Origin of the sequence: Streptomyces sp. NPDC056373 (assembly GCF_042262425.1) — a bacterium.
Classification (GTDB): Bacteria; Actinomycetota; Actinomycetes; order Streptomycetales; family Streptomycetaceae; genus Streptomyces.
In genome coordinates this window covers 1-23532 of the sequence record NZ_JBHJPX010000034.1, presented here as the reverse complement: position 1 = coordinate 23532, position 23532 = coordinate 1, and the positions used below count along the sequence as shown (strand labels likewise).

The 23532-nt window shown below is 70.2% G+C and carries 22 protein-coding genes; 9 read left to right on the top strand and 13 right to left on the bottom strand.

Going from position 1 to position 23532, the window contains the following annotated elements; all coding sequences use genetic code 11:
* Positions 1 to 7: 7 nt before the first annotated feature.
* The 4 genes from ACFCXS_RS38830 (at position 8) to ACFCXS_RS38815 (ending at position 4915) form a co-directional block, all read left to right on the top strand.
* Complete coding sequence (locus ACFCXS_RS38830; protein WP_376648056.1) at positions 8 to 883, top strand: DUF6083 domain-containing protein; 876 nt, start codon at positions 8 to 10, stop codon at positions 881 to 883.
* Complete coding sequence (locus ACFCXS_RS38825) at positions 880 to 1362, top strand: hypothetical protein (protein WP_376648055.1); 483 nt, start codon at positions 880 to 882, stop codon at positions 1360 to 1362. Before ACFCXS_RS38830 ends, ACFCXS_RS38825 begins: the two co-directional genes overlap by 4 nt.
* Entirely contained in the window at positions 1359 to 2951 is a 1593-nt protein-coding gene (locus tag ACFCXS_RS38820) for a UvrD-helicase domain-containing protein (protein WP_376648054.1), read from the top strand. Before ACFCXS_RS38825 ends, ACFCXS_RS38820 begins: the two co-directional genes overlap by 4 nt.
* 149 nt (positions 2952 to 3100) lie before the next feature.
* A complete protein-coding gene (locus tag ACFCXS_RS38815) occupies positions 3101 to 4915 on the top strand; it encodes an AAA family ATPase (protein ID WP_376648053.1) in 1815 nt (604 codons plus the stop codon).
* 98 nt (positions 4916 to 5013) lie between these two features.
* Here ACFCXS_RS38815 and tpg read toward each other — a convergent pair whose 3' ends face one another.
* Both tpg and tap read right to left on the bottom strand, forming a co-directional pair.
* Complete coding sequence (tpg, locus tag ACFCXS_RS38810; RefSeq protein WP_376648052.1) at positions 5014 to 5571, bottom strand: telomere-protecting terminal protein Tpg; 558 nt, start codon at positions 5569 to 5571, stop codon at positions 5014 to 5016.
* A 13-nt stretch (positions 5572 to 5584) separates the two neighbouring features.
* The gene (tap, locus tag ACFCXS_RS38805) at positions 5585 to 7837 is read right to left on the bottom strand and encodes a telomere-associated protein Tap (protein WP_376648051.1); all 2253 of its coding nucleotides are present in this window, start codon (positions 7835 to 7837) and stop codon (positions 5585 to 5587) included.
* Between the two features lie 207 nt (positions 7838 to 8044).
* Here tap and ACFCXS_RS38800 point away from each other — a divergent pair, with 207 nt between their 5' ends.
* The 3 genes from ACFCXS_RS38800 to ACFCXS_RS38790 all read left to right on the top strand — a co-directional run bounded on the left by ACFCXS_RS38800 (position 8045) and on the right by ACFCXS_RS38790 (position 12288).
* On the top strand, positions 8045 to 9013 hold the full coding sequence (locus ACFCXS_RS38800) for an ankyrin repeat domain-containing protein (protein WP_376648050.1): 969 nt from the start codon (positions 8045 to 8047) through the stop codon (positions 9011 to 9013).
* An 18-nt stretch (positions 9014 to 9031) separates the two neighbouring features.
* The gene (locus ACFCXS_RS38795; RefSeq protein ID WP_376648049.1) at positions 9032 to 11464 is read left to right on the top strand and encodes a Helicase associated domain protein; all 2433 of its coding nucleotides are present in this window, start codon (positions 9032 to 9034) and stop codon (positions 11462 to 11464) included.
* 296 nt (positions 11465 to 11760) lie between these two features.
* Positions 11761 to 12288: a hypothetical protein gene (locus tag ACFCXS_RS38790; RefSeq protein WP_376648048.1), complete on the top strand. Its 528-nt coding sequence runs from the start codon at positions 11761 to 11763 to the stop codon at positions 12286 to 12288.
* Between the two features lie 620 nt (positions 12289 to 12908).
* Here ACFCXS_RS38790 and ACFCXS_RS38785 read toward each other — a convergent pair.
* The 4 genes from ACFCXS_RS38785 to ACFCXS_RS38770 form a co-directional block, all read right to left on the bottom strand.
* Positions 12909 to 13139 (bottom strand): hypothetical protein, encoded by a 231-nt coding sequence (locus tag ACFCXS_RS38785; RefSeq protein ID WP_098750057.1) that lies wholly within the window; start codon positions 13137 to 13139, stop codon positions 12909 to 12911.
* A 503-nt stretch (positions 13140 to 13642) separates the two neighbouring features.
* Positions 13643 to 14116 carry a hypothetical protein gene (locus ACFCXS_RS38780; RefSeq protein WP_376648047.1) on the bottom strand — a complete coding sequence of 158 codons (474 nt, stop codon included), beginning with the start codon at positions 14114 to 14116 and terminating at the stop codon, positions 13643 to 13645.
* 120 nt (positions 14117 to 14236) lie between these two features.
* On the bottom strand, positions 14237 to 14488 hold the full coding sequence (locus ACFCXS_RS38775; protein WP_376648046.1) for a hypothetical protein: 252 nt from the start codon (positions 14486 to 14488) through the stop codon (positions 14237 to 14239).
* A 215-nt stretch (positions 14489 to 14703) separates the two neighbouring features.
* Positions 14704 to 15291: a hypothetical protein gene (locus ACFCXS_RS38770; protein WP_376648045.1), complete on the bottom strand. Its 588-nt coding sequence runs from the start codon at positions 15289 to 15291 to the stop codon at positions 14704 to 14706.
* 318 nt (positions 15292 to 15609) lie between these two features.
* On the opposite strand from ACFCXS_RS38770, the gene ACFCXS_RS38765 reads away from it, so the two are divergent.
* Positions 15610 to 15894: a hypothetical protein gene (locus ACFCXS_RS38765; RefSeq protein ID WP_376648044.1), complete on the top strand. Its 285-nt coding sequence runs from the start codon at positions 15610 to 15612 to the stop codon at positions 15892 to 15894.
* Between the two features lie 258 nt (positions 15895 to 16152).
* Here the strand turns inward: ACFCXS_RS38765 and ACFCXS_RS38760 are convergent, their stop codons facing one another.
* The 7 genes from ACFCXS_RS38760 to ACFCXS_RS38730 all read right to left on the bottom strand — a co-directional run bounded on the left by ACFCXS_RS38760 (position 16153) and on the right by ACFCXS_RS38730 (position 22321).
* A complete protein-coding gene (locus ACFCXS_RS38760; RefSeq protein WP_376648043.1) occupies positions 16153 to 16299 on the bottom strand; it encodes a hypothetical protein in 147 nt (48 codons plus the stop codon).
* Positions 16300 to 16382: 83 nt separating this feature from the next.
* Positions 16383 to 16970: a hypothetical protein gene (locus ACFCXS_RS38755; RefSeq protein ID WP_376648042.1), complete on the bottom strand. Its 588-nt coding sequence runs from the start codon at positions 16968 to 16970 to the stop codon at positions 16383 to 16385.
* Positions 16891 to 17358 carry a hypothetical protein gene (locus tag ACFCXS_RS38750; protein ID WP_376648041.1) on the bottom strand — a complete coding sequence of 156 codons (468 nt, stop codon included), beginning with the start codon at positions 17356 to 17358 and terminating at the stop codon, positions 16891 to 16893. The genes ACFCXS_RS38755 and ACFCXS_RS38750 overlap by 80 nt, the downstream gene beginning before the upstream one ends.
* A 187-nt stretch (positions 17359 to 17545) precedes the next feature.
* The gene (locus ACFCXS_RS38745; RefSeq protein ID WP_376648040.1) at positions 17546 to 18355 is read right to left on the bottom strand and encodes a TIGR02391 family protein; all 810 of its coding nucleotides are present in this window, start codon (positions 18353 to 18355) and stop codon (positions 17546 to 17548) included.
* Positions 18356 to 18574: 219 nt separating this feature from the next.
* Positions 18575 to 19099, bottom strand: coding sequence for a hypothetical protein (locus ACFCXS_RS38740; protein WP_376648039.1), 525 nt, complete (start codon positions 19097 to 19099; stop codon positions 18575 to 18577).
* Entirely contained in the window at positions 19096 to 21228 is a 2133-nt protein-coding gene (locus ACFCXS_RS38735) for a hypothetical protein (RefSeq protein ID WP_376648038.1), read from the bottom strand. The genes ACFCXS_RS38740 and ACFCXS_RS38735 overlap by 4 nt, the downstream gene beginning before the upstream one ends.
* Before the next feature lie 451 nt (positions 21229 to 21679).
* On the bottom strand, positions 21680 to 22321 hold the full coding sequence (locus tag ACFCXS_RS38730) for a hypothetical protein (RefSeq protein WP_376648037.1): 642 nt from the start codon (positions 22319 to 22321) through the stop codon (positions 21680 to 21682).
* A gap of 552 nt (positions 22322 to 22873) precedes the next feature.
* Here ACFCXS_RS38730 and ACFCXS_RS38725 point away from each other — a divergent pair.
* On the top strand, positions 22874 to 23128 hold the full coding sequence (locus ACFCXS_RS38725) for a hypothetical protein (protein WP_376648036.1): 255 nt from the start codon (positions 22874 to 22876) through the stop codon (positions 23126 to 23128).
* The last annotated feature ends 404 nt before the right edge of the window (positions 23129 to 23532 follow it).

Genomic DNA, 23532 nt, shown 5'->3' with positions numbered 1-23532 from the left:
CCGGGCCATGTGCCCCAACACCGCCTACACCGGCCGCCACTGGGACGGCAGCCCCCGCACCACCCGCGCCCATCGCCCGCTGCGGGTGGCCGACACCAGCCCCAGCCGCCTGCTGCGCTGCGGGCAGAGCGCCCGCTGCCGCCTGTGTGGCAACCGCATCGACGTCTACCCGCGCAGCGACCAGCGGCCCATCGCCCTGCACCCCGACGAACTGGCCACCGCTCAGATCCCTGAGCCCTGCCGCTGGCACCTGAGCTGCGGCATCGCCCACCCACACGCAGACGGCAGCGCCTGGTGCCGCATCCCGCACACCGTGCTGTGCCCCTCCCGCACCACACCGGCCACCACCCAGCTCAGCCCGCACGTCGAGGCGGTGCGCCGCCAACTCGCCGTCCGCTCCCGCCGCCTGATCGACACCGGCGCCTTCACCCCGCCGGCCCCGTCCGACCCCGCCTGCCAGGAGCAGGCCGCCGATGTCCGCCGCCCCGCCCGGCCCGTCGTGCAACTGCTGCTGGGCCGCTACCTCGCCGACCGGCCACTCGATCAGATCCGGTGCGTGGCCCAGACCCGCCAGCGCCACCGCTGCTCCCAGATGCTGCTCAGCTCCCACACCCCCGCAGGCCGCTGGAGACTACTGCCCGCCGGCCCGCAACGCGGCCAACTGGCCCTGCCCGCCGTGCTGATGGCCGTCTACGACCTCAGCCGCCTGCCCTACGCCGAACAGCTGCGCTGGCGTACCCAGCGCTGCCCCGTCCACGCCGCGGCCCCCGGCGCGGCCGATCTTGCCCTGGCCGGATGGCAGGTCTTCGATCCCCTCCTGCACGCGGAGCACATCCACACCCGCCTCCCGCACGCCGCGGCCAGCCGCCCGCGGGAGGCATGACCATGCCCCACCACGCCCTGGAGATCACCCTCACCCGGCCCCTCACCCCAGCCGAACTCCACACCGCCGCCCGCGTGCTGCCACTCGCAGCCAACCATGACGCCACCCGCCTGATGACTCTCGTGCGCGCCAGAACCACCAGCCGGGCCGCCCACCGCCTGCGCCACCGGCTCGGCACACGGCTGCCCGTCGATGTGATCACCACCCACTACCCGGACGCGGCCGGTCAGATCCTGCTCAACGTCGCCTTCCCACCCTCTGTCCAGGCCGCCATCTGTCACTCCGCCGACCAGGCGGGACAGTCTCCGGGAACCTTCCTGAAGCTGGCCCTGGACCGTGCTCTGGCCCGGCACGCCAGCGAGGAGGCCGACCGCCTCGACCGGGCCGTAGGCGAACTCCTGGCCCGCACCACCTCCGCTCACCTGCTGACGGCCGTCGGACGTGCCCTCAGCCGCCACCCCGGAGTGCCACAGCCGTGAAAGCGACCGACGAACAGACCGCCGCAGCCGACGCCTTCCATGCGGGCGACCATGTGTCCCTGCAGGCCGGCGCTGGGACCGGCAAGACCACCACCCTGGCCCTGCTCGCCCACAGCACCACGCGCCGGGGCCGCTACCTCGCCTACAACCGGGCCATCGCAAGGGACGCGGCTACCCGCTTCCCGAACAACGTCTGGTGCAAGACTGCCCACGCCCTGGCGTACGCCGCCTTCGGCCACCGCTACACGGCCCGCCTGAACGCGCCGCGTCGTCCGGCCTGGCAGACCGGACAGGCCCTCGGCATCACCAAAACCGTCCGCATCGGTGAACGCGACCTTTCCCCGAAGGCCCTCTCCTACGCGACCCTGCGCGCCGTGGCCCGCTTCTGTCACACCGCCGACGAGGCGATTGCCCGCCACCACGTGCCGCACCTGCGCGGCCTGGAAGACCGCGACCTGCACAATCAACTGGCCGCCCACATCGTGCCGTTCGCCCAGAAGGCCTGGGCCGACCTGCAGCACCCGGATGACGGAGCGGTCCGTTTCGACCACGACCACTACTTGAAGATCTGGGCCCTCACCCAGACGACGATCGATACCGACTTCCTCCTGCTGGACGAGGCTCAGGACACCAATCCCGTCGTCGAACAAGTCTTCCTTGCCCAGCGCGGCCACGCCCAGCTGGTGATGGTGGGCGACTCCGCCCAGGCCATCTACCACTGGCGCGGAGCCAGGGACGTCATGACGGGCTTCGACGGCACCCGGCTGGCCCTGTCGCAGTCCTTCCGCTTCGGCCCGCGGCTCGCCGACGAGGCCAACCGCTGGCTGGCCATCGCCGATGCCCCGATCCGGCTGAGCGGCACCCCCGCAGTACCCACCGAACTCGGCCCCGTCCTCCAGCCCGACGCGGTGCTGTGCCGCACCAACGTGGGCGCCATGGCCCAGGCCATGGAACTGATGGCCGCCGGACACCGCGTCGGCCTGGTCGGGGGAGGAGAGAGCCTGCGTGCGCTGGCCCTGGCCGCCCGGGATCTGAAGGAAGGACGCCGCACCACCCACCCCGAATTGGTCCTGTTCCCCTCCTGGGGCGAACTGCAGGACTACGCCACCCACGACCCCGCCGGGCGCGACCTGAGGCCCTTCGTCGACCTGGTCGACACCCACGGCACGGACGCCATCCTGGCCGCCGTCGCTCAACTCGCCCCCGAACCCCAGGCCGAGGTGACCGTCTCAACCGCCCACAAGGCCAAGGGCCGGGAATGGGCCCACGTGAAGATCGCCGACGACTTCACCCCGCCCAAGGACAGCGATCAGCACGATGATACCGGCCGCCCTGTGCCCGGCCCGATCGACGACAGCGAGGCCCGCCTCGCCTACGTCGCCGTCACCCGGACCCGCCGCCGGCTCGATATCGGCGGCCTGTCCTGGATCCACGACCATCCCGACGGATCTCCTGGCACGCCCGTGCATGTCGAGCCCTGTGCCCGCCCCGCCCCTGCGGCGGAGCGAGCACCAGCCACTTCGGCCGCATCCCGGGCAGAACCCACCCCACCTGAGATGGCCCCTGTGCCTGCGGCGCCCAGGGGCTGAGCATCAGGGGGCAGAGCAGAGGCTGAGCGAAACGTCGGCCAGATCCTGCCGGGCTTGGCTCACCCCTTCTGGCGATCTGGCCGTCGTGCTCGACTCTTTCAGCAGGCCTTCCCGTTGTCCCGGTGTCGGTGAACTGAGGAAGGAAGCCAATGTCACGGGATCTGTTCGTCGAGCAAGTGGTCATCAACTCCACCGGCGGGGTACGCACCCTCGACTTCGCCCATCCGGTGGTGTGCGTCTACGGCCCCATCGACACGGGCAAGACCACGCTGGTCGACTGCATCAAGTACCCGCTGGGCCTGCCGGTGGAGTGGCGGCAGGTGCCCTCGGAGCGGCTGACCTCCGTCACGGTGCATCTGCGGGTCGAAGGCATGCGCATCGCCTTGCGGCGCTCCACGGTTGCCGATACCGGGACCGTGGAACTGATCAGCCCCTACGACGGAAAGGTCGAAGAGCTTCTCGATGTCACTGCGCAGCCGGACGGCGACCGGCGCGTTGTAGGTGAGGTGCTGCTGGACCTGCTGGGCCTGTCCGAGCTGTTTGCCCCGCCCACCGCGGTGGCACTGCTCGGCAGCGGTGCCCGTCTTACCTTCGCCCAGCTCTACGCCTTGAACTACCTCTCCCAGGACATGGTCGACGGCACGGAGGCCATCCGCGGACAGGCCAACACCGCGCAGTCCTACAAGACCGTCGTCGAGCTCGTACTCGGACTCATCGATGCGGAGATGCGGGTGCTGACCGCCCGCCGCGACGACCTGAGCCAGACCGTGAGCCAGTTCAAACGCCGCACCGAGACGATCAGTGAATTCCTGACCGGGAGCGCCGCGGAACTGGAGGAGGAACTGACCCGCTCCCGGAGCGAAGAACGGGAGACGCTGACGGCCCTGGAGGAACTCAAGGGCCGCATGCGGGCCGTGACCACCTTCGCCGATCCGCTGCGCCAGCGCGTCGCCGTCCTGGAGGGAACGCACTCCAGGGCCCGGGAAGAGGAGAAAGCGGCCCAGGCCGCCGTCTCCTTGGCCCAGCGGGCCATCAAGCGTGCCCAGCAGCAGCCGGGCACTGACCCGGTGCCGCGCTGTCCCTCCTGCACGCAGCCGCTGACCGGCCGGATCGTGCCTGAGGGGGTGTGTGGTCTGTGCCTGTGCGAACTGGACCCCGGGGCGCGGGACGAGGTCGTGCAGGCAGCCGAAGCCGCGCTGGCCACGGCGCAGCAGCGGGCCATCGAGGCGGCCAAGGCAGCCGGTGAGGCCCAGGATTCTCTTGCTCAGGCGCGGGCGGAGCTGGAGGAGCGAACCCGCCTGGAGATCGGGCCGCTGGCCGGGCAGATCGAGCAGCTCTCGGCTGCCCATGCCGGCGCCCGCACCCGGACTGGCATGCTCGAGCGGCAGCTCGACCCGCACCGGCGGCTGCTCGAACTGCAGCGGGCGCTGCGCGCGGCCGAGGAAGAACTGCGCGGTGTGCGCGAGGACATCAAGACGCGCAAGAACCTCCTGTCCGGACGCCAGGCCACCCTGGCGGAGATCGAGGAGCAGTTCGCAGCCATCATCGGCGGCCTGTCGCTGCCCGGAGAGCCTGGTGCGCGCATCGATCAGAACTCGCTCCTGCCGAAGGTCAGGGCAGGCAAACTCACCAAGGTAGGCCACGGTGTCCGCACCGCGATCAACGTGGCCTACCGGATGACATTCCTCAGCCACGCGCTGGTCACCGGAGCCACCGATCTGCCGTCCCTGCTGATCATCGACTCACCGCGCAAGAACGTCGGGTACGGCACCGAGGACCAGCAGCTGATCGCACGGCTGTACGCGCACTTCCTCGACCACATCGCCGGCGCCCGAAGCGACACGCTGCACGCACGCCCGCACCAGGTCATCATCGTCGACAACGACCTGCCCTCTCTGCCCGCGCAGCTGCGCCGTCAGATGCACACCATCGAGCTCACTCGGGACGATCCGCTGGTGCCCTGACCCGCGCCACGCGAGCACGATGGAGACGGACGCCGCTCTCGGACGTGGCCGCGGCGGCATGCCGGGTGCGGAGACCCGATGTCCAGCGCACTGACCGCCTACAGCCCGAACTGCAGGTCGACGATGTCCTTGAGTTCCACTTCGAGGCCGTGGGCACGGCGGCCGCCGTCGCGGAAGTACACCTCACCCAACGCCTCGGCAGCTAGCTCGCGGAGGTCGTCCTCGTCGACGCCTGCTTCCTGGGCTTGAAGGAGGCGGGCGGCGTGACGGGGCGGCAGGGCGAGGGTGAGGTGACGCACGCGGGCCTGGTCGGTGCTGCCGACGGCGGCGGTGTAGCCGAATCTCGCCTGTACATCGATCATGATGCCGCTCGTGGTTGCCGCTGCCTCCTTCGCCTTCGCCCTGATCTGCGGCTGCCAGCGCACGCGAACCTCACGCTCCAGCCGGTCGGCGAGCTCCGGCCGGGGCCTTTTGATCTGGTTCTTCACATACCGCTCCACCGTGCGCTGGCTGATGCCGAGCAGCTCGGCCACCAGCATCGTCCGGCCGCCGTGCTTCTTGAGGAGGTAACGCATCTGCGCTCCGGCGGACTTGGGAATGGGCCGCGTGAGCGCGCCCTGCACCGCCCTGTCGAGTTCTTCCCCGACCGTGACCATCGGCGTGACTCTCCTACTCTCCAGTGTCATTGGCGGTGACCTCGCCGGTCTTGATGTAGCGGGCGAGGTTGGCGACATGGCCGTCGGCGCCGAGCTGCTCGAGCACGTCAGCCCCCCACAGCACGCTCTGGGTGCCCTCGTGCTTGACCATCCCGGGCGAGACCCCCAGCCGGAAGGAGCCCGGCACGGTCTTGCCGTCGGCGCCGTAGGGCAGGACGTCGAGCGGGCTGGGGCCGTCGGCCGTGTATACGGCGCAGTCGGACAGGACCGCGACCGGGTAACGGCCGGTGGCCGCCGCGAGGTTGAGCATCTTGCGGTGCATGTTGATGCGGGCCCGGGAGATGACGGTGGCGCGGATGTCCGGGCGCCAGGTCGGCCGGGCGAGGGCGGGCCAGGCATGTCCCGGCTTCCAGCCGCCGCCGCGCGCCTTCTCCTGCAGCTTGCCGATGCCGCCCTTGACGGTCATCTTGACCGCGTCCACCACGATCCCCAGCTCCGGATCACGGCTCTTGTAGCCGTCCATCGACTGAAGGAACTGGTGCGGGGGCAGCTTCTCCGCGACGCCGAGGTCCGCCATGGTGGCGACGTAGGCATCGCGCAGCCGCTTGTACCAGCCGTCCAGGAACCGGCCGCTCTCCCGGCGCACCCACGCCTCCACGGGCGCGACGTCGTAGCCGAGCTCGACGGCGTAGGCGACCGTGGGTGTGGCGTACCAGGCCGGGCCCTCGGGGCGCTTGCCGGTCGGCGTGAACGGGCTGGGCAGCAGGTCTCCGTCGAGGTCGCGCCACTGCTTGCCGACCTTCACCCGGGACAGGTCGATGTGGGAGAGGTCGACCAGCCAGGAGCCGGGCACCGCTGGGTCGAAGACCGGGTCGGTGACGTGCTCGGGCGGCGTGGCCAGGCCGACGACGGCGCCGTTGGCGGCTGCACCGAAGGCGAGGTTCACGTCCAAGCCGACCAGGTAGCGCTGCATGCACTCGGTATCGGTCATATCCCGCGCCCAGTCGTAGGCCTCCTCGAACAGCCGCTCGCCGGGGCCGCGCACGTGGAAGCGGGGCAGATGGGCCAGGACGGGGTGGCCGTCGGTCGCCTCGCACGGCGCGGGATCCATCGGCTGCGTGCCCAGTGAACCGGGCCGGTGCTCGCGGTGCCGCCGGCCGTCGGCGTCCGCCTCGCTCGCGCGGGTCGGCGGGTTGAGTGCGGTCATCAGCTGCAGCCCCGTCACGGCCGTTGAGCCGACCGGCGTCATCACCCGGGCCGCATACACGCCCAGCACCCGGGCGAGCTCAGGCGGCGGCAACTGGGCGGCGTGGCCCCAGGAGCGGTCGTCCAGGGCGCGCCAGGAGGGGATGCACAGCTGTACGCACTGGCGGCGGCTGCCGTGGGCGGGACGGTAGATCCGCGCCCACGGCCCCAGCCCGCGCTTGGTGAGCTGCCAGTCGGCGCGCTCAAGCTGCTTGATGACCTTGTGTCCTTCCGGCAGCCGCCCGGCAAGCCGCTCGGCCTCGGACAAGGCGGCGGGCAGGCCGTAGCGCTCGCACGCCGCCTCGGTGAGCACCAGCAGCGGGTCGCCGTCCTTTCCCGAGCCGTGCAGCTTCTCCGACCCCAGCCGTGCCTCGGTGAGCGTCCACTCCACCAGCGCAGGCAGCGACTTGGCGGGCACGTCCAGGATCAGACCGCCGACGCCGTAGCCGGTCACCTGCCGCTCGGTGTCGGCGTCGAGGACGAGCAGCGGACCGTGCGCGTAGGCACCGCCGGGCGCGGGGGTGTTCGCCGGGGCGGCCTTCCTCACAGTGGGGCGCCGCGAGCTCTGCGGCGCCCGTTCGGCACGCGGCACCGGCCGCTGTGTCGCTGCCGCGTGCCGAACGGGCGCTGTGGGAGCGGCCGGGGGCTCCTCGGCCTCCGCCGTGGCAGTAGCTTCCGCTGCCCCGCCCGTGGGCCCAGCCTGCGCTGCGGTCGCTGCGGTGGTGAATGTCTGCGGCGCCGCGGTGCCCGTGTCCTCCTGCTGGGCGCCGGTGCTCTCGGGGGCGGGGTAGAGCGTGGCGAGCTGCTTCAGCAGGCGCGCGTACGCCTCCCGCTCCGGCGGCCGGGGCTCGGCCTTGCCCGACTCCCAGCCGCCCACGGTCGCCCGCCGCACGCCCAGAGCGGCGGCCACCTCGTCCAGGGTGAGCGCGTGAGCCTGGCGCAGCCGCCTGCGCTCAGCCGGCGGCGGCAGCGGGGACCGGGACGCGACCAGCGCGTCGACCGCGTCGAACAACTCGGACATGGGACACCTCCGTCCCTCACCCTACCCCTGAAACGCACCTATCGCGTACTAGAAGCGCATGGATCGCGTACATTGAGCGTACGAACGATGTTCGGGGTGATAACGTCCGGTCAACGGACCTGGATGGAGCCAGCGGCCTGTAGCGCACGTGTGCTCGGGGGCGGGTCGAAGTGGCGCGAGCGCATGCGACGTGTTCGAGGGGGAGCGGTGGCGGCAACGAGTGACGGCTGGGCGGGCATGGGCTGGGACTGGACGGATGCCGACGACATCCGCCGACGCCTGGACCAAGGAGCCGATCCGGAGAGCTGGAACGGGAGCAGGCCCCTGCATCGGGCAGCGGTGTTCGGCTCCCCGGAGGCTGTTACGGAACTTGCCCGCCGGGTTGCGGACGTGGACGCGCTGGAGAACGGGGTGACGGCACTGTGGGAAGCCGTCCTGTCCAGGAAGCCGGTCAACGCACGGGCGCTCGCCGCCGCCGGGGCCGATCCCTGGCGGCCGTCACTCGGCGGCTGGTCGCCGGGGCGGCTGAGCCTGGCCGGACCGACGCCCGAGCTCTTCCCGGTGCCGGAAGGGGTGTCCCTGAGCGACACCGAGCGGGCGGCAGCGCAGGAGGCCCATCGGCTCACCACGGCATTGGGCGAGTTCTACTACGACGGCACGGGCCTGGCCTGCGTAGCGGGCATCGACGCGGCCGAGGCGGTGCGCCGTCTGCAGGCGACCCCGGTAGCGGACGGCGAACTCCTCGACGTGCTGACTGAGCTGCTGGAGGACCCCTACGCCTACGACATGGACGAAAGCCTGCACATCGTCGGCGTGACGTCCGTGCCGGGCGGCTGCGTGGTCACCCAGCCCTGGGGATACGCGCCGCAGATGCCGGGCGTGCTGGCCCAGTTGTCCGCCGGCACCCTCTGCTACGGCCTCTACGCCAATCCCAAGAGCGGCAACCAGGGCAGCATCGCCCGGCATGGAACGATCGAGGGCTCAGACCTGCACCCCGGCGGAGGACCGGACGAGAACGACACTGCCGAGCAGGTGCTGGCCTCCTACCTCTACCAGCACGACGCCGTCGCCTACGCCTGCGCCTTCGCAGGCCTGCGCCCGACCGACAGGCGCGCCGTGACCGGACCGCCCGACGTGTGGGTCGAACTGCCCCGCCGCGACTACTGGAGCCACTGACTCGAAAGAAGAGCTGACATGACTGTGGTGGAACTGCCGCGCCCCGGCCGCCCCGAGCCCGCGCGGCTCTTTCCCGACCAGGCCGAAGCGGTCAAGCGGCTGGCCGGGCACCTGCGGCGCGCGGGGACGCGGGGATTGTTCGTGTCGGCGACGGGCACCGGCAAGACGCTGGTGTCGATCCGGGTGGCGGACGAACTCGGCGCGCGGCTGGTGCTGTTCGTGGTCCCCACCCTGGACCTGGCCGCGCAGACGGCGCTGGCCTGGCGCCGCGACGGTCACCTGGAGCACATGGTGATCGTCTCCTCCCTGGACACCAGCGGCCGCGACGACCTGGTCGCCGCCCGAGTCATGTCGACCACCGACCCGCACGCGCTGGGCGGGCTGATGTCCGTGGTGGGGGAGGGGCAGGACCAGATCCCCGCTTTGACGGTGATCTGCACCTACGACTCCCTGAACAAGATCGAGGAAACCCAGAACACGGGGTACGCGGTGCCGCCGTTCGACCTCGCGGTCATGGACGAAGCCCACCGGATCGCCGGCCGAGCCGACAAGAAGTGGGCCATCGTCAACGACGCGCAGCGCATCCGCGCGGACCGCCGCCTCTACATGACCGCCACCCCAAGGATCTTCGCCGCCCCGGAACTGGCCGAGTCCGCCGACATCACCCGCCCCCGCCGCCGCCCTGCCGCTGCCGGGCCAGACGTGGACGCGTTCGCCAACTCCATGGACAACGAGCAGGTGTACGGAAAGAAGGTCTTCGAGTACCCCCTCGCCCAGGCCGTGGAAGACGGCCGGGCAGCGGACTACCGCATCGTGGTGCCCACCCTCACCGACGCCGACCTGCGCCGCCGCCTCAACCTCCCCACCCCCTCCACCACCCCTCCCGGCGACGGCGATGCGCAGGACAGCGCGCTGCGCACCACAGCCCTGCACCTGTCCGTCCTGCGCGCCATGACCGAACACCGCCTGAGTAAGGTCCTGGTCTACTTCAACCTCGTCTCCGACGCCCGCCGCTTCGCCCGCGAACTCCCCCACACGCTGCGCCTGCTGGCCCGCACCGACCCCGACCTCATCCCGGACATCACCCCGCAGCCGTTCTTCGCCCACGGCGAGCACACCCCCGCCCAACGCGCCGACACCTTCGCCGCCTTCGCCGCCGCCGACTGCGCGATCCTCGCCAACGCCCGCCTGATCGCTGAAGGCGTCGACATCCCCAGCGTGGATGCCATCGTCTTCGCCGACCCCACCCGCAGCGTCATCCGCTGCGTCCAAGCCCTCGGCCGCGCCCTGCGCCTGGACGTGTCCGGCAAGACCGCCTCCCTGATCGTCCCCGTCTACGTCCCGCCCGGTGCCGACGGCGAGAACCTCCTCGGCACCGCCTACGAGCCGGTGTGGGCGATCGCCTGCGCGCTGGCCAGCCACGACCACCGCATCCTCGAGCGCCTGCCCGACAAGGCCAACCGTCTCCCCAGAGAGACCAGCGACGTCATCGAACGCCGCTGGCACTTCGACTTCACCGTCCACCCCGAGCGCATCGCCCGCGCCATGGATCTGGCCTCCTTCGACCCCCGCGACCCGGCCGTCTCCCGCTCCCGCCGCCTCGGGCTGGCAGCCGCCCAGTCCTACCGCGACGAACACGGCCACCTCGACGTACCCACCGACTACACCGACCCCGCCGGCTACACCCTGGGCACCTTCATCACCACCATGCGCGACGCTGCGAAAGCCGGACGCCTCGAACCGGACTGGATCGCCGAACTCGACGCGCTGGGCATGATCTGGGACAAGCACGACGCCGCCTGGCGCGCCCGCCTGACCGCCGCCGCCGACTACCTGCGCACCCACGGCCATCTAGCCGCCCCCGCCACCACCCCCGTCGGCGCCTGGCTCGCCGAACAACGCCACCTTGCAGCCAAGAACCAGCTCGATCAGGCCCGCGCCGACGCCCTGACCACCCTCGCACCCGACTGGCGCCTGCCCCACGGCGCTGACTGGCACCGCAAGTACCACCTGCTGCGCGCCCACCTCGCATCCGGAGCCGACCCCGCCACCTTGACTCGCGACTCCCAGCTCGGCGGCGTGAAGATCGGCTCCTGGCTGGCCCGCCAACTCACCACCTGGTCGGCCCTCGCCGACGGCCAGCAGCAGCTGATGACCGCCCTCGGCCTCACCCCCGAGAACAACCCGCTAGCCCCCGCCCGCCGGGCCCGCCGCACCTTCGAACAGACCGTTCAGCTCCTGGAACTCTTTCTGCACCGCGAAGGCCGCGCCCCCGCCGCCCGCGAGAGCGTCCGCGTCGACGGCGACACCGTCAAGATCGGCGCCTGGCTCGCCAAGACCCGCACCAAGCACCGCACCGGCCAGCTCCCAGACGACCAGGTCCGTCTGGTTGCCGCGCTCTTCGACGGAGACTGGACGGCCGAGAACGCCACCCCAGCCGTCCTGGCGTAGCCGCTCCCGCAGACCTCATCGCCTCGCGGACCCGGTTCACGAGGCGTGCCGCGGTCCGTACGGTACGCGGAACGTGCAACGGGCCCGGCTGCGCCAGGCGGTGCGGTCGCGCCGTCGGTTCCCTCGGCGCCCGCGTGCTGTGGTGCCCGCCCCCGAGAGCAGGCCGGAGCCGGTGAGATCCCCGTCCACCCGTGCCGCACCGGACGTCCTTACTGCGCAGAACGGCTGGCCGGAGCCGGACGCGGGTGTGTCACGTCCGGCGCCACCGCGCTGCCCGGACGGGCATACTCCTGGGCATGAAACCGTCGCGCACCAGCCTCCTGTACGCGGCGTTGGCGTTGCTGATCGGCTGCTCGGGATGCGGCGGAATGTATGCCGGGTTCCTGCTGGGCGGCTCGTGGGGAGCGGCGGCCGGAATGGCCGCAGGCACGGGGACGCTGCTCCTGTGCGCGAGGATCACGATCTCACTGTGCGGCCTGCGCACCAAGTCCCTCCTGGAGCGCATCGTGGTGGGCGATGGGAAGGTCGAGGCGACCGCCGATGCCGTCCTGCGGGGGATCATGCTGTATGAAGCCGCGGTCTTCCCGCTCACTGACCAGGGAGCGAGCATCACCGAGCGGCAGGCCCGGCGCACCATCGCCTACCAGCTCGCCGCGCACGACGACCTGCCGGTCTCCGTGCGGGTCGCCGCCGCAGCAGCGCTGGAAGCCATCGACCAGGGCCGGGATACGCACCGCAGGCGGGCCGCGGTCAGCGCACTGAACCAAGCGGTGCGCGAGTGCCGGGCCGGTCACGTCGTCATCCGCGACGAGCAGAACTTCTGACCAGCCGCGGGTGCTGCTGTGCACGCGCCCGGGGACGCGACGGACAGGGAAGCCGATATGAACCCCACGTTGCCCACGAGCAGCGTCACGTGTACCGGCAGCCTGCGGCCGCCTCCGAACGCTTTCACCAGGCCTGGCGCCAGGCGAGCAACGGACGTCCCGCGCCGTCGAGGATGAACATTCCAGGCGACACAATGCTGAACCGATGATTTCCCCGTACCCGATTTGCCTCCGCAGACGAAATTTTTCATGGAAGACCCATGACGGCTCGCATCCAGAATGTGCCCCGGGGAGAACCGTGAATGTTCCTGCATTATTGGTCGGGAAAGATTGCTCACCGCAATGCGGATGGCATTTGCGGGGGGATGAAAACTTTTTCGTCGTCGGATGTGGAAATGTCATCCGTGAAAAAGTTTGCTGCGGGAGTGGAAAAGCCACCCCCGCAGCGCTTAGAATGACTGTGTCCGGTGAATCATCAATGATGATTCACCGGACACAGTCTCGGAAGTGATTCACATCCCGGGAGTCTGTGAGGACGTAGCAATCCAAGACTCCCGGGACGGCCGAGACAGTCGCAGGACCCGGTCCCACGGACCAGGTGGTTCCGGGTTCTGCGGCCCCTACAGGTACGGCTGGACCAGCGGGAACAGGTGTTCCTGCACCTTCGCCAACGCCGAGGCGGCGATGTGACTGCCGTAGTACACAACCCCCAGCGTCCAGTGCGCCTTCTCCATCAACGGCCGCTCGCCGCTGTAGAGGGTCGGCGTCTGATCCGGCACCGCAGCCGGTTTCCCGACGGGGGCGGGCTTCTTCGTCTCGGCCGACTGTCGTTCCTTCTCGTCGTCGGCCATGGTGCCGAACCTCTCTTTTTCGCAGGCCCTGTTGCCTGACGCATGCCAGTTTATCGGGAAAGGGGTCTGGGCCCTATTCTCGTCATGATCGAACCCTGTCGTGATCATGCTTCAGCGATCCTTCGGCGGGCGATATGACCGCTTTTCAATTCCCCCCGGCCGGTGAAAAGCGGCACTGTGCCGTGAAGTGCGTCACATGTGTTTGGCGGAAAGAGTCGACGCACCCGCAGATCTGTGCGGGGTGCAGGAATTGCCGGAACGGCGTGCAGGGGCCGTACAGCCCGCCGCCCGGACCGCCGGCTCCGGGGAGGGGCATGTACGGCGCCTTGAACCTGCATCACGGTCCGCAGATCGAGGACGGCGATGGCCTGCGAGAGCGTCTCCCGCGCACTCTCAGCTCCAGTCGGCGCTCCGCGACAGAAGTGCCCGGGGCGTGCCGCTGAGCTAGGTGGACGGCCGCTCCTGGTAGACAGCGGGTATGCCAGCCAGAGCCGTGAGGCGACTCATCCGGCGGACGTACCCGCTTCCTCCGGATCGCGCCTCCTCTCGTCGAGCGCTCTCGCGTCCGGTTCACCGAGGTTTTGCTCCTGCCCGTCCTCACTGAGATGCACAAGCGACGAGGCGGCCATGAGCTGAAGTCTGTCCGCGCCTGCCCGGAAAGCCGCACTGGCCTCGTCTGCCGGGCACCAGGGCACGATCATTGGAGTGACGGTCAACGGCGCGCGCTCCACCTGCCACACACTGATCCACTTGTGGATGAAGGCGCCCTCGCCGTCTTCGCCGCTGCCGTCCTCGGACACCCTCGCTGCGACGATTCGGCCAGGCCAAAGCCGCACGTCCCGCAGGATCGCCGGCTCGGCCATGTCCCTGCGCCGCAGCGCAGTGGGCAGTGCGCCCGGGTCCGGCTCCCGCAGCCTGGCGTCCTGCCGTTCACCCGTGGGACTGACGGTGTGGTACACGACGAGGGTGTGCTTCATCCCTGAGACCTGTTGCGTCATCGGGTAGACGGGGACCGTCGCTCGCCTCCCCTGTTCCGCCGTAGGCGGAAGGGCTTGTGAGCGCCCGCGCTGTGTCCCGGGACGCGAAGGGCACCTTGTTCAGGGCCTGTTGTGGTTCTTCCGGCGTCCGGCAGCCGCCTCGCGGAACTGTTCGCACACGGAGAACGTTTGCTTGAGCGTCATCTGCCTCTCCACCAGGCGGGCCAGGGCGTAGATGCTCCCGGCGTAGAGCTCTGCCATCGCCAGGGCCCGGTGCGCCAGTTCGCGAACACGGTCCGCCTCGGCGAGGTGCCGGGCGGTCTCCTCGGCCTGCCGTCGCATGGTCTCCTCGAGCTCCTCGGCCCTGGACACCGCCTCCGCGGCGCGTTCCTGTGCCTGCCTGAGCTCCTCAGCGGCCTGACGGCGCGCCTGCAGCCGTTCCGACGTCCACCAGGGAGGTCAGGCGCTGCCGCTCCTGGTCTGTCATGTCGGGCAGGGCGGTGCGGCACGCTGCGCGGGTGGTCGCCGAGCTGTATGACGACCACCCCGACTACAAGGGCGCATGGCGGCCGTTGTGACCGTGCGGCTCAGACGCGGGAGCGCAGGTAGCCGGGCAGGTGTTTGTCGCAGCAGGCCCACTTTGCGCCGGACTTGTCGGTGACGGCGTACTTGGGTGTCTCGGTGCAGGGCTTGGCCTTGCTGCCTCCCCAGGTGCAGCGGTTCTTGCTGGCGTGGCCGGAGATGACGTCGGGGTCGTGGCGCTGGACGTCGACGGCGGGCGGGCGTTTGCCGGTCAGTTCCGCGACGGCCATGACTTCCTCGGCGCCGAAAGCGCGGCTGACGCCGGAGGGGCTGAGGCCGGCGGCCACGCCGAGGGATTCCAGCGTGTGCGGGCGAGGCTGGTGGAAGATCCGGCCGTAGGCCAGGAGCAGCCGGATCTTCTCGTCGGCATCCCGCTTGATCTCGACGAGGTCTTCGAGAGCGACCAGGAGTGCGTCGTGCTGTGGGCCGTGCTCCTGTGCCGCCTTGACCGTCTTCTTGTACCAGGCGTGCCACGCATGGTGCCTGGCGTCCAGCGTGTCGCGTTCCTCCTGCGGGTCAGCCGGCCGCGGCCAGCGGATGGCAGTGATGTCCTCGTAGCGTGCTCGGAACATCTCCGGCGTCTCATCAGTCATGCCGTGAAGCCTGCACGAAATTTTGAATGAGTACAAGCAGCTTGAGGGGACGCAAGTTCCCGTGACTGCAGGGGTACTCGCTGAAGCGCCCCCCGGCCCTCGCCTCAACGCTCCTGCGGCGTGAAGTTCACGTCTCACCGGCGCGGCCGGAACGGGGAGGCATGAGCACGCAGGCCTTCCAGGCGCCCACCGTCTGCCGCCGTTCACCCCTTGCGCGAGACGGTAAGGGTGCCGACGCCCTACATTCCCGCCCGTCCGGAACCGGCAGACCGTCTTCACCCCGAAGGCACCAGTACCCGGGCCGAAAGGAACAGCGCCGTGAAGAACATCGAGGACGGCCTCAACGTCCACCACGGACATGCCTACGGACCGCTCACCGAGGCCGCGCTGCGCCGTGCGGCCAACGGCCGCCGACGGCTCGACCGACTTCAGCACGAGGCCTTCGCCCTGAGCGATGGCCAGGTGCGCTACGAGGTCTACCGCATCATCCGGTACGTCACTCAAGGCACACCCAGCGCCAACCAAGTCTTCAGTCTCGCCCGGGAGATCCGCCGCGGTACCCGACTTGACCTCACCGTCCCGGACCGGCTGCCCAGCGCCTGACCTGGCCCGCGCCGCCGGGTCAGCCGGCTGATTGCCGAGCAGGTTTCCGAGCCCGCTCGGTGTCTGACACCGCTCGTGTGGACGGCTGCGCCCCGTCAGTGTCTTTGGCGGCGCCGGTGCGGCGGGCGCGTGCCCGGTTGCCCGGCGGCTGCAGCATCGGCCGGACACAGGATGCGTCGCCGGGCGGTCCAAACTCGGCCCGGCAGAGGTGATCGCGAGCGCCAGGCCACGGCGCGGAAGGCGCGGGGCGAACCGCACTCACTGGGGGCCAAGAAGGACCTGGATGCTGTCCTGCTGCGCGGTCGGCCGGTGCGGCGGCAGGGCGCGGAGCGCGATGTCGTACGCCGTCGTGCCGAGGGGGAGGACCACGAGCGGGGACGATGCCGGGAAGGTGTCGTGGACCATGGCCACGCCTGCGAAGCCCCGGGCCCTCCTCAGGCAGCCATCGGCCACGGGCGGACGCACGCAGATCGGCCCGGGCGTGCCGGTCAGAACTTGGCATACCGGACATCGAGGCAGTCGCTGTACATTTGCGCTTCCAGGAGCGCGAGGACGGCCGCCCGCTGGCAGAAGTCGCACACTCCTTCCAGCGTATGCGCGCCCCACAAGCACACCAGAACGTAACCGTCAGGCTCGTCGGCTGTCGCGGTCGGCACGACGCACGCTTCAGCCGTAAAGCACTCTGCGCACGGGTAGGCCGGTGGGTCACCGCCCTGGGTGACCGCCTCGTAGAAGCTCCCCGCGCCGTACGCGTCCACTGTGCTTCCGAGGTCGTCGTATGCCTTGCCGCACAGCAGGCAGCCGACGGGCCGCACACCGTCGTTTCCGGGGGTGACGGGCGCTGCGAAGTGGCCGCAGGACAGGCAACGCAGTGTGTACTCACTGTCAGGCCCGAGCTTCTCGCCCAGGGGGCCAAGGCGGTGGTCGACCAGTCCGCGGATCCGGCCGACCAGGGGCCGGATGGTCTCCATCAGTTCCCATGCCTCTTCTGCTGCATCACTGGTGTCGTTGGGCAGCAGTTCCTCGTCGATGAACGTCAAAAGCAGGTCGAGGACCGGTATGGCGCGCGCCTCCACGGCGACGGCGGTTGTCGGTTGCGCCGAAGTGCGTGAGACGGTTGCGTAGCTCGACGAGCGCCTTGAGGGCGGCGTCCTCCGGAGCGATGGGGTTCGAGACCTTCACGTCGTCGCGCAGGCGCTCCAGTGCGACCGGTGTTCCGACGCTCTTGAAGTCACCCTGGCGGTGGAGCCGCTCGTCGAACTTCTCGGGTTTCACCCAGACCAGGGCGGGGTTATGCAGCTCCAGACGCGCCTTGAACAGGGTCTCCGCCGCGAATTGAAGGTGGGGTACCGCGTACTTCAGCGCGCGGCCTTCCGGCTCGTCGATCAGAGAGCTGACTGAGCTGTGCAGGTAGTCAAGGCCGTTGATGATGACCGGGAAGTGCATGTCATCGCGGCTGCTCATCCTGTCCTCCCTGGGTGGCGGCGGCCTCGGTAGGGCTCACTCAGCTGAAGCCTGATCACCGAGTCCACCGCCAGCCTACGAACTCCCTTCCGGTCTGGCGTCGCAGTGCGGAACACGCGGACAGGCTGTGCCCACGGCTCGCGGCACGGGCCAGCACCGAGAAGGTGGGCTCGCGGTCCCCACGGCATCAGGGGGTGACGTGCGCGCCGTCGAGCCGCCGGTGCACCATCGATAGCGTGGTGAGCAGTTCCAGCAACTCCTCGTCGGTGACGGTGCGGTGAAGGCGCGGCTCGTGTGCGGCTGGGTTGCGGTACATGCTGAACAGGCCCTTGACCAGGTTCGCCAGCCCCTTCTGCTCATCCAGTTCGGGCCCCGTGGCGTTCGCGTTGATGGCCACCCGGGCCGTGCCGTGGCCCGGCATGAGCACCGCGTCGACCAGCCGCGCCCCGTCCAGGCCCTGACCGGTGAGCTGCCGCAGCCGGTCGGCCACTGACTTGACCGCCTCCAGGCTGGCGTGGAAGGGGTTCTTGGCCAGGATCTCCAGGGTGCAGTAGCGCAGCACCTCCGGATGCGTGGAGCGGCGGCGCAGCTCGGCCCGCACGGAACTGGCGTGCCGTGCGGCCTCGCTCAGCGTGGCAGCCGCCGGCCCCCTGGCCACCTGCCCCTGGTCGTTCACCCGCAGCCCGACATGGACGAGGACTTCGTTGAGGTCGTCCTGCCGGCGCGAGAACGTGTGCGGCTGCTGCACGTAGCGCACCGGGGCCATCGCCACTTTGATGAACGCGATCACGCAGTTCGACGCACCCTGGCGTGCCTGCTGCGCCAGCAGCGCCGCGGCCAGCCGGTCCCGCTTGTTGCCGCCGTCGACGTCCGGCACCTTCACGACGGCCAGCAGCTGCCCGATCTCCCGCCCGGTCAAGCCGTGAGCGGTGTCGCCGAGCACCCCTGCCACCGCCGTGACGACTGTTGCCAGCCAAGGCTCGTGACGTGTTGCCATGTCCCGTCCCCTTCCCCTCGTCCCATGGCCAACCGTCCAGGATGACACGGGCACGGAAGACAGACGCCCCCTTCTCCACGCCCGTGAAAGACCGCGACCCCAGACATCCTCCGGGGCCGCGGTCGGCCCCCCGGTCTGGCCGGGGGCCGAATCCTGCGGCCGGTCAGCGGCCCCGGGTGTCGTGGAACCCCGGGGCCGCCGACCGGGCCTCGATGACAGCTACGCCGTGTCCCTTTCGAGACCGACGGTGGCCGTGAACTGCGCCTGCCGGGACGGCCGGGAGACCAGCTCGGCGGGCGTCTGCGCGAGGTCGACGCGCGGGTGGGCGGATCCGTCCACCGGGTTCAGCAGCCGGGCCGTCCACCCCTCGGCGCTGCGGACCACCTCCATGGCGGCCTGGTCGGCCAGCGGCAGCACGGTCAGCAGGGTCCAGGCCTCCTGCCGGGCCAGCCCGGCCGTGGGGTGCCCGTAGTGCTCGGCCAGCCGGTCGCCGACCGCGCTCACTCCCTGGCGGCACACGCTGCCCACATACCGACAGCCGCAGCGGCTGTCCCACGCGACATACACCGCGCAACTCGCCGCCACCCGGCGGCGCAGGAGTGCCGGACCGGCCGGACACACCACCACCGGCGAGCCCCCGCAGCCGTCTCCGGCCGCGGGAAGGTCGAGCACCGGGCCCACCAGCCGCAGCACCGGCCGCAGCGCCCGACTGATCTGCGCGGGCAGGGCGGGACCGGCGCTCACTCGCCGCCCTCCTCGTCCTCGTCCTCGTCGTCGATCACGATGATCGAGGTATCGGCCGGCCCGAAGGCGACGAGGATCTCGTCGAGCTTGTCCAGCTGGTCACGCAGAGCCTGGACCCCGTCGAAGGTGCCGAAGACCCCCTTGCCACGCTGACGGCTCATCCGGGCCAGCGCCCGCGCGGCCTTGGACGCGGAGGTGATGCCCTGCTCGAGCGTCCGGCGCTGGCGCGCGTCCTCCGCCTCGGGATCCTCCGGCTTGCCGTCCGTCTTGGCCTTGGCCTCCGCGCGGTTCTTGGCGACGGTGGCCACAGCCAGGGCCGGGTCGGCGGCGTAAACGAGGTCCCACTCGTAGTCGATGATCATCTGCTCGCCGGTCTTGTCGAGCATGGGCTCGCCGTCGCGGACCCGCACCCCGTCGACGTCGCGGTCCTGGGTGTGGAACAGCTTGGGCAGCACGGCCGGGTCGGCGGCGACGTGGGCGTGGGCGATGGAGTGCAGCATACGCAGGCCCCCGGCCGTCTTCGACAGCAGCTCCAGAAGCTTCACCGGCGTCGCCCGGAAGGGCGCCTTGCGGCTGTCGCGGTCGGTGCCCTCCTTCGAGCCGCGATCCCGCGTGATGTAGCCGTCGAGGATCGCGGCGGTCCCGCCGAGCACGGTCAGCTCCGCCACCGCGCCCGCCTCACCGGCCAGGGCCCGGCGAAGGACATCGTCGAGGACCTCGAAGACGTCGTCGCCCTTCGTCAGCTCCCACGCCCGCTTCCACACCGTGTCGGTGATCGTGCCGCCGTTGCCGAAGGCCCGCAGCGGCTGCTCGATGCCTTCCTGGCTGCGGTAGGCCGACAGCGCCATGGGAGCCAGGTGGTCGCTGATGCGCTGCCGGTCGGCCTTGCCCATCCCGAATTCCTGCTTGATCAGGCGGTTCATGCCATCCGCGTGCGGGGCCGCGAGCACGGCGTGCTGGTGGACCGCAGCCGACCACAGCCGGTGCGCCGGGATCCCCAGCAGCTCGTGCATCAGCTGCGCTCCCACCGTGCCCGACAGCACCTGGTACACGTCCGGGGCGATCAGGTCCTCGCCCCGGGCATGCCGGTAGACGCGCTGCATACCCTGCGTGTTCTGCGCTCCCGGGGTCCACGCGGTGACGTGGACGTGCAGGTTGGCCAGCAGGTCGTCGCGGGCCGCCACCAGGTCCGGCAGGCGAGCGCCGTCGTCCGCCCGCGCCCCGACCACGACGGTCGCAGGGAACGCGACCGTATGGCCCTCGCGGCGGGTGGCCTCGGTCAGCGTGGGCGCCGCCAGATTCTTGCGAACTCGCGCGGTCAGTTCGCCCACCCGCCGCCGCGCCGCCGTCTGCTCCGCGCGGCTGCGTTCGCCGGAGTGCTCGGTGGAGCCGATGACAGAGGCGGTGCAGGCCGAGATCGCAGCCTCGATGTCACCGCCGGCACGCGCCAGCCACATACTCACCAGCCGGCTGTTGCCGTCGCCCGAGACGAGATACGTGTCCGTGGTGCCGTCGGTGTACGTGACACGCATCACGAACAGAGTCAGCGGCTCCTTCACGCCCTGCTGGAGCACGCTCGCGGTGTAGTCGTTCTCGCCCTTCTGGGCGTTGAACGTCTTGCGCATGCTCTCGGCGACCGCCTGGGCCAGCGCCTTGCGATCCTGCATGTGGACGGTGAAGACCGCGTACGGCGTGCCGGTCTCGGCATCGGTCAGCGTCTCGTACGACGTCACCAGCGCCAGCGACGGCGCCACATCCATGGCCGTGTGCAGCTGGTCCGCCCACCGCTGGTTGATGAAGTCCGGCAGGACATCGAGGTCGAGGTAGCGAAAGTGCGGCGCCGTCGCGTACAGCGTGCCGCCCACCACCGGCTTGGCCGTCAGCAGGCTGACCGGCTCACCGTCCACCAGGGCCCGCAACCGCACGGGATCCACGGCACCCGAGGTGACGGCGCTCGCCGCGTCCTCGTCCAGCGAGGTGTCGGGGTTGTCGAGCAGCACCTTGCGCGTACCGCGGAGCTTGGTCACCGGCAGCGGGTCCGCCACCGGCTGGGGACGGCGCAGCAGCGGAGGCAGGCCGTCATCGGGCTCGAGCCCGTCCAGACCGTCGAAAGCGTCAAAAGAAGTCATGATCTCGCCCTCCCGGGCGTAGCGCGCAGCAGGAAACCCACGGGCAGGGACACCCCTGCCTCCACTGCGCGCCGTCCACAGGGGGCGGCGAGCGCCGTCACGCTCGATCAGCGGCTCCCACGCCGTGATGTCCCGTGCCGACCGGCATTCCACGGTTCCAGGCGAGCTGCTGGTCAGCCGGTCCTAAGACCGAACTCCCGTCGACGACGGGTGCCAGCCGCTCTTCATGCCTCAGTTCGAACCCTGCGGCATGCAGTTCCGTGTATCCAGAGCGGTGCGCGGCCGGCACAGCAGCGCCGGCGACCACCGAGTGTACGCCAGCCCGCCCCGAACCCTGCCGAATTGCTACAAACGATCAAAACAGGCGTTGTCCGATACACCTCCACCCGGACCATCGACATGGCGGAAACAACCCTATTCAGGCGTCTCGCCCAGCCCCGGCACCGAAGCATCATCCGATCTCATCCCCGCCACTCTGTTCGCGCAGAGTGCGCAGCCACGTCTCCATGAACCCGAACGCGCCGGCCTCGTCTCCGGGAACCCGGAAGAGGCCCGGGTCGGCCGCGAGCTGCTCCATGAGCGTCTCGTACAGCCCGTCGAAGAGCGGCTCGAGACAGACGGCCAAGCCCTCGGCGAAGTGCCTGGGGGAGGGGCTCAGAGAGATGACGTGGTCCAGGATCGGGAACATGCCCCATTCGTCGATCCGCGCCCGCAATGGGGCCAGCGCCGGCGTATCCGGCATGAACAAGGCGTGCATCGCGTACAGCCCGTAGAACATCCGCAGCCCGCCCAGCACCGTCCGGGCCCGCAGCAACTGCTCATCACTGGCCCGCTGAATCGGTCCCAACAGATCGGCACGCTGCTGGAGCAGTCCCCAGTCCACCGGCGGACTCTCACCACGCTCAACGGCCCCCAGCATCTGCGCCCAGTCCTCGGCCGCAAGCCCGAACCGGCCGGAGGCGGCGAACGCCTCGGCCAGCGCATCCGCCCCCACCTCCTGCGCCCCCAGACCGATCGCCGCCACCAGGTGCACCATCCCCTTGAAGTCCGGCCCGTCCGGCACGTCCTCATCAGCCTCGAGCGCCACGCGCACCACGGCAGGATCTGCAGACCCCCGGTACGGCCGTGCCGCAATCAGCCGCCCGGCGGCCTCGTACAGCGCATCGGCTGCCTCTTCCCCCCCCCGCCGCACCGCGTGCGACCTCCAGCAGCCGATGCGACACCGTCCCCCGCTGCACCCACACCACGGCCTCACGCACAGCAGCCAGCGGCGGCTCCGGCACCTGCACCGCTCCCGGCTGCGCAGCCACGCCCGCCTCGGCGAACCACTCCAGCACCGCCGCGCTCTCCACCACCGGATCAACCACATCCACCACCGACCCCCCGGCCGCGCCCCAGCCCCCGCCGCCGATGCCGCGGCAGCAGTCCCGCCCGCCGCCAGCTCTCCAACTGGCTGACCGTCACCACTAGCCCACGCGCAGCCAGTTCACGTACCACCTGCAGATCAGCCGGACTCGGCGCTCCTCGTGCCATGCCCACCATTACAACCCCGAGAGGTGCAATTTTCTGCGGACCCGCCGCTCTGGCTCACTGGACTCGGCACCACCCAGACATCCGCCAACTCCAGAAGACAGAAGGCCCGACCATGACCCCAGAACACCGAAACCGCATCCGAACCAGGACCGCCGCCGGCCTCGCCACCGCGTTCCTCGCCCTCCTCATCGCCGGCGCTCTCCGCCACCCCGGCCACCTGATGAGCATCCTGCTCATCCTCACAGCTGCACTCGGCGCGACCACCGCCACCCTCGCCGCAGCCTTCGCCCCCACCACCGCCACCCGCACAGCGGCCCGCCACACCCTCGACCTCCTGCTGCGCCTCGTACCCTGGTACACAGTGTGATCTCCAAGCCGGGAGGCACCAGCCCCGAATCTGGATCCACCGAAATTTTCACCCGAAGGAAGCGGCCGGTCTCGCCCCGCTCCCGGCCCTCTGTAGCCAGCCGCCCGCGAACGCGGGCCGGGTCCGGGAGCGCAGCGAACGGACCCCAAGGCTCCTTCCAGGAGCGCAGCGACGAAGGAGCCGCTGGCTCGAAGCGCAAGCGGAGAGCCAGAAGGGCACTCACCCAACCTCCGGAAACAGCAAAAGTTCTGACGGAAGGAAACATAGGCTCGGAGCGCAGCGCAGAGCCAACTCCTGGCAACGCGAGGAGTTTCACTCCGTTACCCCGCGCGCAGCGCGGGGCTTCGCTTGGCCTCCTCGATGAGGGTCTCCACGATCTTGGACTCGGGGACGGTCTTGATGAC

Bases quoted from the DNA above. Each gene is read 5' to 3' on its own strand.
- ACFCXS_RS38830 (WP_376648056.1), top strand. From the start codon at position 8: ATGTGCCCCAACACCGCCTACACCGGCCGCCACTGGGACGGCAGCCCC.
- ACFCXS_RS38825 (WP_376648055.1), top strand. From the start codon at position 880: ATGACCATGCCCCACCACGCCCTGGAGATCACCCTCACCCGGCCCCTC.
- ACFCXS_RS38815 (WP_376648053.1), top strand. From the start codon at position 3,101: ATGTCACGGGATCTGTTCGTCGAGCAAGTGGTCATCAACTCCACCGGC.
- tpg (WP_376648052.1), bottom strand. From the start codon at position 5,571: ATGGTCACGGTCGGGGAAGAACTCGACAGGGCGGTGCAGGGCGCGCTC.
- tap (WP_376648051.1), bottom strand. From the start codon at position 7,837: ATGTCCGAGTTGTTCGACGCGGTCGACGCGCTGGTCGCGTCCCGGTCC.
- ACFCXS_RS38795 (WP_376648049.1), top strand. From the start codon at position 9,032: ATGACTGTGGTGGAACTGCCGCGCCCCGGCCGCCCCGAGCCCGCGCGG.
- ACFCXS_RS38790 (WP_376648048.1), top strand. From the start codon at position 11,761: ATGAAACCGTCGCGCACCAGCCTCCTGTACGCGGCGTTGGCGTTGCTG.
- ACFCXS_RS38785 (WP_098750057.1), bottom strand. From the start codon at position 13,139: ATGGCCGACGACGAGAAGGAACGACAGTCGGCCGAGACGAAGAAGCCC.
- ACFCXS_RS38780 (WP_376648047.1), bottom strand. From the start codon at position 14,116: ATGAAGCACACCCTCGTCGTGTACCACACCGTCAGTCCCACGGGTGAA.
- ACFCXS_RS38770 (WP_376648045.1), bottom strand. From the start codon at position 15,291: ATGACTGATGAGACGCCGGAGATGTTCCGAGCACGCTACGAGGACATC.
- ACFCXS_RS38760 (WP_376648043.1), bottom strand. From the start codon at position 16,299: ATGGTCCACGACACCTTCCCGGCATCGTCCCCGCTCGTGGTCCTCCCC.
- ACFCXS_RS38750 (WP_376648041.1), bottom strand. From the start codon at position 17,358: ATGAGCAGCCGCGATGACATGCACTTCCCGGTCATCATCAACGGCCTT.
- ACFCXS_RS38745 (WP_376648040.1), bottom strand. From the start codon at position 18,355: ATGGCAACACGTCACGAGCCTTGGCTGGCAACAGTCGTCACGGCGGTG.
- ACFCXS_RS38735 (WP_376648038.1), bottom strand. From the start codon at position 21,228: ATGACTTCTTTTGACGCTTTCGACGGTCTGGACGGGCTCGAGCCCGAT.
- ACFCXS_RS38725 (WP_376648036.1), top strand. From the start codon at position 22,874: ATGACCCCAGAACACCGAAACCGCATCCGAACCAGGACCGCCGCCGGC.